This is a genomic window from Streptococcus marimammalium DSM 18627 (assembly GCF_000380045.1).
Classification (GTDB): domain Bacteria; phylum Bacillota; class Bacilli; order Lactobacillales; family Streptococcaceae; genus Streptococcus; species Streptococcus marimammalium.
This window is the reverse complement of record NZ_KB904339.1, coordinates 312,886-321,467: the sequence shown is the minus strand read 5'-3', so window position 1 is coordinate 321,467 and position 8,582 is coordinate 312,886. Positions and strand designations below refer to the sequence as shown.

Sequence of the window (8,582 nt, the reverse complement as noted above, 5' to 3'; positions counted from 1 at the left end):
CAATTACTTAAATCTTGAGAGTACAAAAACCTTATCGAGCTGGCATGACGCTTAATTACGTTTTACAATTACTTAAATCTTGAGAGTACAAAAACCTCAAATAACGTCTTATTTGGATTTTTCTCTCCATTTCATTATAAAAAAATTGCAATAAGATGTCAATTTGAAGAAAATAAATAGGCTAATTCCATCTTAGATGGCACTATTTGATTTATTTTAGGTGTTGAATAGTGATAAAGTTGATTGATTATCTTCAAAGAAATTAAATCTTGAAAAGCCATTGACTCAGTTATTTTTTTAGAAGAAAACAAGTTATCACCAATTCTTGCTAAAGAACGTAAAAATTCATTTTGTGACATTGGATAATTAGTGGGGTAATTTCTTTTATATCGTTCATACATAAAGTCTGCTTCATAAAAATTTTCAATACCATCTGCCACTACAACAACCGACTCCATATATTTAGGATCCATATCAATATAGCTACTATTACTAGGAAATAATATCACTTTAAAATAAGGAAATGTTTGGCACATTCTTTTTATTTGTTGACATATTTCTTGATAGTGTTCAAAAGATACTTTAGCATCTATCCCTTGACATATCAGTAGGAGTTTATCTGTTTTAAAAGATAAGTATGATTCTAACATATCAAAAAATAGATGATAGATTAAATCACTATTAAGCCATTCAAAAGAAATTGATAGATTTTCAAAGGAATAAGTGGGAACTAAATATTTAGAAATAATATGTTGTGAAGTCAAATCAATATTATCTACTCCATAAACAAATTGACAATTTTTAAAATCTATTTCTTGATTTAACAGTGTCGCAATCTTTGTCAATGAATGGTTTATTTTCTCTAACTCCATCGCAAAATCAACACTTTCACTGATTTTTCTAAGATATTCGTATGCTAAACTACCTTTTTTATAGGACATTTGTTCTATAAAATCACCAATGTATTGTAAAGAAATAAGATGACAGTCTGACCGAGATAATAAAACACCATTCTCTCTTATCTCAAGTTCTTTTTGTTGAAATAGAGATAAATCATTTTCACTGTACTTTTTTCCTGAGAAGTACCAATTGAAAGAACGATAAATGTGATTTTTTAACTCCTTATTGTTACCTACTATTTGTGTGAAAGATCCTGAATTAAAAGTAATGAATTCATTAATTGGATGCGATATTTTTATCTGATTCATATAATCACCATCTTTTTATCACTAATTATTTCTTCTTGTCGAGTCTTTGTTCCAATAATTAAAGTCATCTCAGAAAATTGCTTTTCAGTAACTGATAATAATCTAACATTTCCACTGAGAAGTAGTACGTTACTCAATTTTTTCTTATATTTATTAGCAAAACTTCTATTTGGACAAGTCCTATAGTAAACTGAAAATTGTAGCATTTCAAAACCATTTGAAATTAATTCTTTTCTGAAATTTCTATAAATTCTTTTTTCTTGATTTGTTTCCATTGGCAAATCAAAGAAACATAATAATCTCATAGCTTCATACCTCATAAGTCACTCCATTCCAAACTTGATATTATCGGACAATGAAATTTACTAATATCTCCACTCTCCATAGCAGTAATAAAACCACGCACATAACGATCTATTGCAGTAGATACGCTACATTTTTCTTTTCCGTATTTAATCTTAGCATTAAGTAAATTAATTAATTGTAGGCGATGTTGATATGACAGATATTCAGCTTCTTGTAAATGATGATAAACCCAAAAATCAACACACTGTCTAAATGGTTCAATTAAATCATCAACCAAATTAAATTGATTATATTCATTTTTATGAAAAACACCAATTAAAGGCAACAAACCGTAACCAACAACTATTCTAGCCATTTGAGCTCTCAAAATAGTATAGCCATAATTTAAACCTGCATTAATAACATCTCCTTCCTTTTGGCTTTTTCGTGTAAAATTCTTTCCGAAAAGCTCATTGAAATACACTTTTGCTGCATGACCTTCTCGATTACTTTTATCACCAGGCTCAATATTCTCTTTATAATTTGCCAATAGTTGAATAGTCTTAATATCTTTTTCTAATGTACTGAGTAGGTCTTGTTGGTTATTGATTTTAAAATGGGTAATCACTTGCCACAAAGCATCCTTTTTAGTTTCTGTCCAGGCCATTTGTGTTCTAGCTTTTTTACTAGCTCTAAAATGACCATGATATGCCATATAAAACCCAGTTGGTAAAAAATTTGTATCACATACAATTAAAGCAATATTATACTTGCTCAAAGCACTTAATAATCTAAGTGTTACAATTGTTTCCCCACCTTCAGCAACAATAACAGAAATATCGCTAAGAGGAATTATAAACTCCTCACCACCTTTTTGAATCACTAGATTATCTAGTTTTAATTTCATTTTTTGGCTATCTTTCACATGTACTACTCGCCATGACATTATTATCCCTCTTTTCTGCAACGAAAAACACCCCGCAAAGCAGGGTGTTTGATTTCGGCACAAAGCCTTATCTTTGTAGGCTCGGCAAGATTTAAGTAATTGTGTAAGACGTCTCTTACACAATTATTATACCTCTTTGCACCCTTTTTTTCAAGTATTTTTTATAAATTTTTAAAATTTTAATGTCAACTCTTCTTTTTTAATATAAAAGAGATTTCCTAAAACATTTGTTTTAACTTTATACAACGACAAATTAGGTTTAGCTAAACTTTTCAAAAATCGTCCACTTCCTGAAACAACTCCTAACACTGAAATTAATTTATCATTGCCGTCAAATTTATTTTTTTCATAAGGTTTTAATTCTACATAATTTTTTTTATTCGGAAGAGTCCTTGATAAAAATCTAACTAGCATTTCTTCACCAGTTTTAGTATCTTTAACTAACAATAAATCATTTTTATAAAGTGTAAATTTAAATTCAGCATTTTCAGCAATTCCTTCTTGTTTTTTAATCTGATTATATTTTTCAATCGAAATACCGTAATCTGATTTGATATAACTTAAATCTGAATAACGTATCCCCATCAATTGATATGTCATTGTCTCTGGATTAAAATAAACATCAGTTCGCCATGGATTTAAAGATTGTAAGACAACTTTATTTCTACTATTGTCTGGTGTGATATCAATATGATTACCTAATTTTGTATCATAATATTTCAACTGTTTGATTTCTGGGCCATTTTCCTTTTTAGACCATTTTCTCATCAAACCGTTCTCTTTACGATACTCTTCAAACGGATTACATTTAATTTTTTTCCCATTTTCATCTATTTTACTATCAGGATAATCTCTTAAAATGACTTCAAGCACATTTTCAAATGTTTTTGGATCTTTTTGATACATTAAAAATTTACTTTTATCTTTATTATACTGTTTAATAAATTTATCATAACCATCTAGACTATAAATGTCCTTAATTTTACCAAGAACATAGTCTTCATCTTTTTTATCTTTCCCAATTTTGGCTTTTCTTGTCCCATAAATTGTCGCATCCGACACTTTTCGATTTACTTTTGAATCTACTTGATAAGAGAATAAAATAGATTCCCACAGCTCTTTACTATTTAATGTATCAGTAAACTTTTGGAAAGGTGGTTGGAAAACAAGTTCTTTATATTCCTTGTTATCAATTGAAATAATCTCACCCGTTTCCATATCAACAAATTGCTTTTCTGACTCATCAAATAATCGATCTTTCATCTTCTTCCAAAGTTTTAAATTTGCAGATGCTGCGATAATAAGAGCATCTATGGCATGGTGATGATAGGTATCTCTATTTTTTTCTTCAACTCGCCATTGATAACGCAAATGAGCTGTAAACTTCCCTCTAACAACAGCAATTTTTGTTTCTTTTTTAAGTCGCTTAAATTCATCTTGAAGAGTATTTAAAATAACTCGTGAAGCATATCTGGTATCCACAAGGTTTCGAGCGATAAATTTTTTCTTTACTTCTATTTTATTGATGTCTTCTTCTGTTAATAAATAATTTAATTTTGTTTTCCCAATTCTTTTTAAATTTAAAACATATTTTTTAAACTCTGGATAAGTCCAAGCATTTTTCATTTCACGAATGGCTTGGAATGGTGTCCTTTGTCCTTTTTCCTGATTAGATAAGGCCGTTACAAGTACTTTATTTGAAATACTATCATCAAATGATAATGAAAGAGGTAAAATATGGTCAATTTCATAGTTTTGACGGTTATCAATCAAGTCTTGTATATTTATCTTCTGACCAGTGTATAAACATCTTCCTTCCTGTTGATACCAGAGACGAATTCTAAGGTTTAAATCTTTATAATTATTAAAGACATGATGAGGTAATCTATCTTTACCATTATATAGACTTGCAGCTTCTTGAAGAGCTGAGTCTTTTTCTTTGTTATTGTCATTTTGATATTTTTTGATATTTTTTCGCTCTTCTTCTTCGTTTTTATCTCTAGGCATTTCAATGACAATTTTATCAAACTCGCCATATTTTTTAATTGCTAAATTGATGATTTTGACCGTTTGTCTAACGGACTTAGCAACTACTGGATTATAGATTTCATCTGTTACTATCTCCTCATCGATATACTTAGTTTTTTGACTTCTATTCATCAATTTTGATTTCATAGAGACATATTTGTTGTCAGACAAAATACTCATTTGTTCTTTATCAGTAGCATATAATTCAGGTATTATTTCCTTCATCAATTCAATTGAAAAGCTGTGCCATCCTTTTCCAAAAAGAGTACTATTTGTTTTTCTGAGTTGAACTAATTCAGTGATTTGGCTATTATCCCAAGAAGGTAGCTCATTGTTATTTATAGCCATATTAATAGCGTGCTCTATCGCTTCTTTATCAGTATTAATAGTTAAAATATGAGCTAATGTGTCAATTTCTTCTCTTGTAAGCTCTGTAAAATCAACTGTTTCTAGCCCTTTTTTCATCTTTTTATGTGCTTCAAAAGTTGAAATTTCTGGATTATCTTTTGCATCTTTTCTAAAACCTTTTATATCATTTAAATCACATGATAGTAATTGACATATAAATTTCAAAAGTTGCTTAACAGTCGCCCCATTATCTCTTGCAAAAATTACTATTTCTTCTTTTTGCTTTTGACTTAATTTCCCAGTCTCTGTTGGATAAGTTAAATTATTTAAATCATTTAAGAGATTATATTCCTGTGCTGTATAAGATGCTTTTGCTGCTCTAACTTTTCCAGTATAAGCACAAGTTCCAATTAAAATTTTAAAAATATTAACCAATGTTTCACCATTTGTTCGATAAATACCATAATCCGTTCTTGATGATTCATTTCCAGGACCGATGTAATATTTTCTTTTTCCCGTTAAAATCTTTATAAAATCTTCAATAAACTGATTTGTTATGTTATCATGCCATTTTTGTTGCGTTTCTAAAATTTGTTGTGCTTCTTTTTTGTAATCTGAAGTTGAAAACACATTGATAAAATGTTCTTTTTCATTATTTTCATTATAAACAATGAAATTACCTCTCAATTGTCCATAGTTATTCAAACGCTCTAACTGAATTTCACCAGGTGTTTTACTTTTAAGCAGTTTTCTATTTTCTTCAATAGATTTTTTATACTCTGAAGAACTATTTGCCCCATCATCTTCAGCGTCATCTAAATAACTAATGCCTCTATGTTTCAACATATTTAAAAGCGCATAGTACAACTCATCAATTGTTAATTTTTCTGATAAACCTTTCACACGTGCTTCATAAGGATTAACATTAGAATGCGAAATTGAATCATTTTGAATTAAGTTATATTTGTCAAACAAATCTTTCAATCGTTTCACTCTATGTTGTTTGCGTCTGAGCAACCTTCTTGCTTGTCTTGCTGAACGCCTATCTTTATTGTTGTCAGCATTTGCTGAAGGAAATATTCTTGAACTGGCATGCAAAACTTTCCCAGTTTTACTATCAATAATACCCACTCCAACTGAAGCAACCCCAATATCTAATCCTAAAATTTTTCCATTCACTTAATATTTCCTCCTGATTAATTATATTTATAGTATATTATATAAAATTTATTTAATTATTAAAAGCGATTTCATGTTTTAAACTAATAAAAACTAGTGGGACAACCCACTAGTTTTTATTAGTTTAATTCTGTATGCCATTTGTTATCATTTGTTGGTCGATAGAAAAATTCTGACAAGGTATCGTCTTCAAATATTTTTAATAATTCTAATAAATCAAAAGCAAGGTCCATATGAGGAAGATCTGTTTTCTTCACCCATTTGACTTCGCCTTCGTCTGAAGATTGTACTTTTCCTTCATATTGATTGGTACGGTAGAGAAAAACTAGATAGCGAACACCGTCTTGATTGTACCAGTGTTTCATCCCAACTAATTTAGGTTGTTTAATCGTTAATCCTGTTTCTTCTAACACTTCTCTTACGACAGCATCGTGAAGACTCTCTTTTTCTTCAATATGTCCTCCGGGAAAAGCGACACCTGACCAACGATACCTTTCTGCTTTTCTTATATGAACAAGAACATTTCCCTTATCGTCTTCAATTAAACACATATTCGTTAAAATCACTTCTTGACTACGTGACATAAATTTCTTCTTAATCCATCGTCTTTAACTCCAGTATCATATCGCGAATCTGAGCAGCCAACTCAAAGTCAAGGATTTCTGCTGCTTCTTGCATTTGGCTTTGGAGTTTTTTAATCGCTTCTTGTCGTTCTTTTTTAGTCATCTTATCATAATCAAGCGGTTCATCGTCTTTAGCCACACTTTTTGTAATGGCAATAAGATCTCTAATGTCTTTTTTAATTGTTTTTGGAGTAATGCCATGTTTTTCATTATAAGCCATTTGAATTTCACGACGGCGTGCGGTTTCTTTGATGGCTTGGCTCATGGAGTCTGTCAATTTATCCGCATACATAATCACGCGCCCGTCAGCATTTCTAGCTGCTCGACCAATGGTTTGGATAAGGCCTCGTGTATTTCTAAGAAAACCTTCTTTATCGGCATCCAAAATAGCCACCAAACTAACTTCTGGCACATCAATACCCTCACGTAAGAGGTTAATCCCAATCAAAACATCAAAAACACCCAGTCTTAAGTCTCGAATAATTTCTGTGCGTTCTAAGGTTTTAATATCTGAGTGCATGTATTTAACCTTGATGCCCATTTCTTTAAAGTAATCAGTCAAATCTTCAGCCATTTTTTTAGTCAATGTTGTGATAAAGGTCCTCTCACCCCGACTGACACGTTCATTAATCTCACCAAGCAAGTCATCAATTTGCCCCATAGTTGGTCTCACGTCAACAATCGGATCAAGAAGTCCAGTTGGACGAATAATCTGTTCAACAACTGTATCGGTCTGAGCCATCTCATAATCTCCCGGTGTAGCTGATACGTATACGATTTGGTGAACGTGTTCTTCAAATTCTTCTCTTCTTAGTGGTCGATTATCAAGTGCACTTGGTAACCTGAAACCGTAATCCACCAACATTTGTTTTCTGGAGCGGTCCCCGTTATACATACCTTTTATCTGACCCATGGTCATATGACTCTCATCAATCATGATTAAAAAATCATCTGGAAAAAAATCTAAAAGGGTAAACGGAGGCTCTCCTTCACTTCTTCCGTCCATATGGCGAGAATAATTTTCAACTCCATTGGTGTAGCCCATTTCACGAAGCATCTCGATATCATATTCGGTGCGTTGTTTGAGGCGTTGTGCTTCCAACAATTTACCTTCTTTTTCAAAAACAGCTAATTGTTCAGTTAATTCTTTCTGGATTTTAGCTATGGACTCTTCCATTCGTTCTTCGTTGGTCATAAAGTGAGTGGCTGGAAAGATACCAAGATGTTCAACTTCACCTATCACTCGTCCAGATAAGGATTCAATTTCTCTAATTCTATCAATTTCATCACCAAAGAATTCAATCCTAAAGGCATGGTCATCACGACTGGCTGGAAAAACTTCAACAACATCTCCACGCACACGAAAACGACCACGTTGAAAATCAATATCATTACGCTCAAACTGAATACTAACCAAATCATTTAACAACTGATCTCTAGAAATTTCAAGTCCAGGACGTAAACTAACAACATTTTCAGCATATTCAGTAGGAGATCCTAGGCCATAAATACAACTGACTGATGCCACAACAATCACATCATTTCTTTCTAATAAGGAAGATGTGGCACTGTGTCTAAGCTTATCAATTTCATCATTAACAGAACTATCTTTTTCAATGTAAGTATCACTAGATGGCACATAAGCTTCTGGTTGATAGTAATCATAGTAAGAGACAAAATACTCGACTGCATTTTCGGGAAAGAATTCTTTGAATTCTCCATATAATTGCCCAGCTAGTGTTTTATTATGAGCAATTACAAGTGTTGGTTTATTGACTTTCTCAATCACCTGACTCATAGTATAGGTCTTACCAGTCCCAGTTGCTCCAAGTAAAATCTGTGCCTTTTCACCACCTTCAATATTATCAGTTAACATCTCAATAGCTTTTGGTTGATCACCTGAAGGTTCATATTTTGAAACTAATCTAAAGTGATTATTATTTTTTCGATTTATCATAGCTTTAC

The 8,582-nt window shown here is 31.5% G+C and carries 6 protein-coding genes; all 6 read right to left on the bottom strand.

What is annotated here, in order from left to right; translation table 11 throughout:
* Window positions 1-158 precede the first annotated feature (158 nt).
* The 6 genes from csn2-St to uvrB all read right to left on the bottom strand — a co-directional run bounded on the left by csn2-St (window position 159) and on the right by uvrB (window position 8,574).
* Window positions 159-1,208 carry a CRISPR-associated protein Csn2-St gene (gene csn2-St / locus A3I1_RS0101465; RefSeq protein ID WP_018369549.1) on the bottom strand — a complete coding sequence of 350 codons (1,050 nt, stop codon included), beginning with the start codon at window positions 1,206-1,208 and terminating at the stop codon, window positions 159-161.
* Window positions 1,205-1,528, bottom strand: a complete 324-nt coding sequence (gene cas2, locus A3I1_RS0101460) for a CRISPR-associated endonuclease Cas2 (protein WP_018369548.1) — start codon at window positions 1,526-1,528, stop codon at window positions 1,205-1,207. The genes csn2-St and cas2 overlap by 4 nt, the downstream gene beginning before the upstream one ends.
* On the bottom strand, window positions 1,525-2,439 hold the full coding sequence (gene cas1 / locus A3I1_RS0101455) for a type II CRISPR-associated endonuclease Cas1 (RefSeq protein WP_018369547.1): 915 nt from the start codon (window positions 2,437-2,439) through the stop codon (window positions 1,525-1,527). The genes cas2 and cas1 overlap by 4 nt, the downstream gene beginning before the upstream one ends.
* A 171-nt stretch (window positions 2,440-2,610) precedes the next feature.
* A complete protein-coding gene (gene cas9, locus A3I1_RS0101450; RefSeq protein WP_018369546.1) occupies window positions 2,611-5,994 on the bottom strand; it encodes a type II CRISPR RNA-guided endonuclease Cas9 in 3,384 nt (1,127 codons plus the stop codon).
* A 119-nt stretch (window positions 5,995-6,113) separates the two neighbouring features.
* Window positions 6,114-6,578 carry an 8-oxo-dGTP diphosphatase gene (locus tag A3I1_RS0101445; protein WP_018369545.1) on the bottom strand — a complete coding sequence of 155 codons (465 nt, stop codon included), beginning with the start codon at window positions 6,576-6,578 and terminating at the stop codon, window positions 6,114-6,116.
* 10 nt (window positions 6,579-6,588) lie between these two features.
* Window positions 6,589-8,574, bottom strand: coding sequence for an excinuclease ABC subunit UvrB (uvrB, locus tag A3I1_RS0101440; RefSeq protein WP_018369544.1), 1,986 nt, complete (start codon window positions 8,572-8,574; stop codon window positions 6,589-6,591).
* Between the last annotated feature and the right edge of the window lie 8 nt (window positions 8,575-8,582).

Coding starts and splice junctions, on each gene's coding strand:
- csn2-St (WP_018369549.1), bottom strand. CDS start 1,208: ATGAATCAGATAAAAATATCGCATCCAATTAATGAATTCATTACTTTT.
- cas2 (WP_018369548.1), bottom strand. CDS start 1,528: ATGAGGTATGAAGCTATGAGATTATTATGTTTCTTTGATTTGCCAATG.
- cas1 (WP_018369547.1), bottom strand. CDS start 2,439: ATGTCATGGCGAGTAGTACATGTGAAAGATAGCCAAAAAATGAAATTA.
- A3I1_RS0101445 (WP_018369545.1), bottom strand. CDS start 6,578: ATGTCACGTAGTCAAGAAGTGATTTTAACGAATATGTGTTTAATTGAA.
- uvrB (WP_018369544.1), bottom strand. CDS start 8,574: ATGATAAATCGAAAAAATAATAATCACTTTAGATTAGTTTCAAAATAT.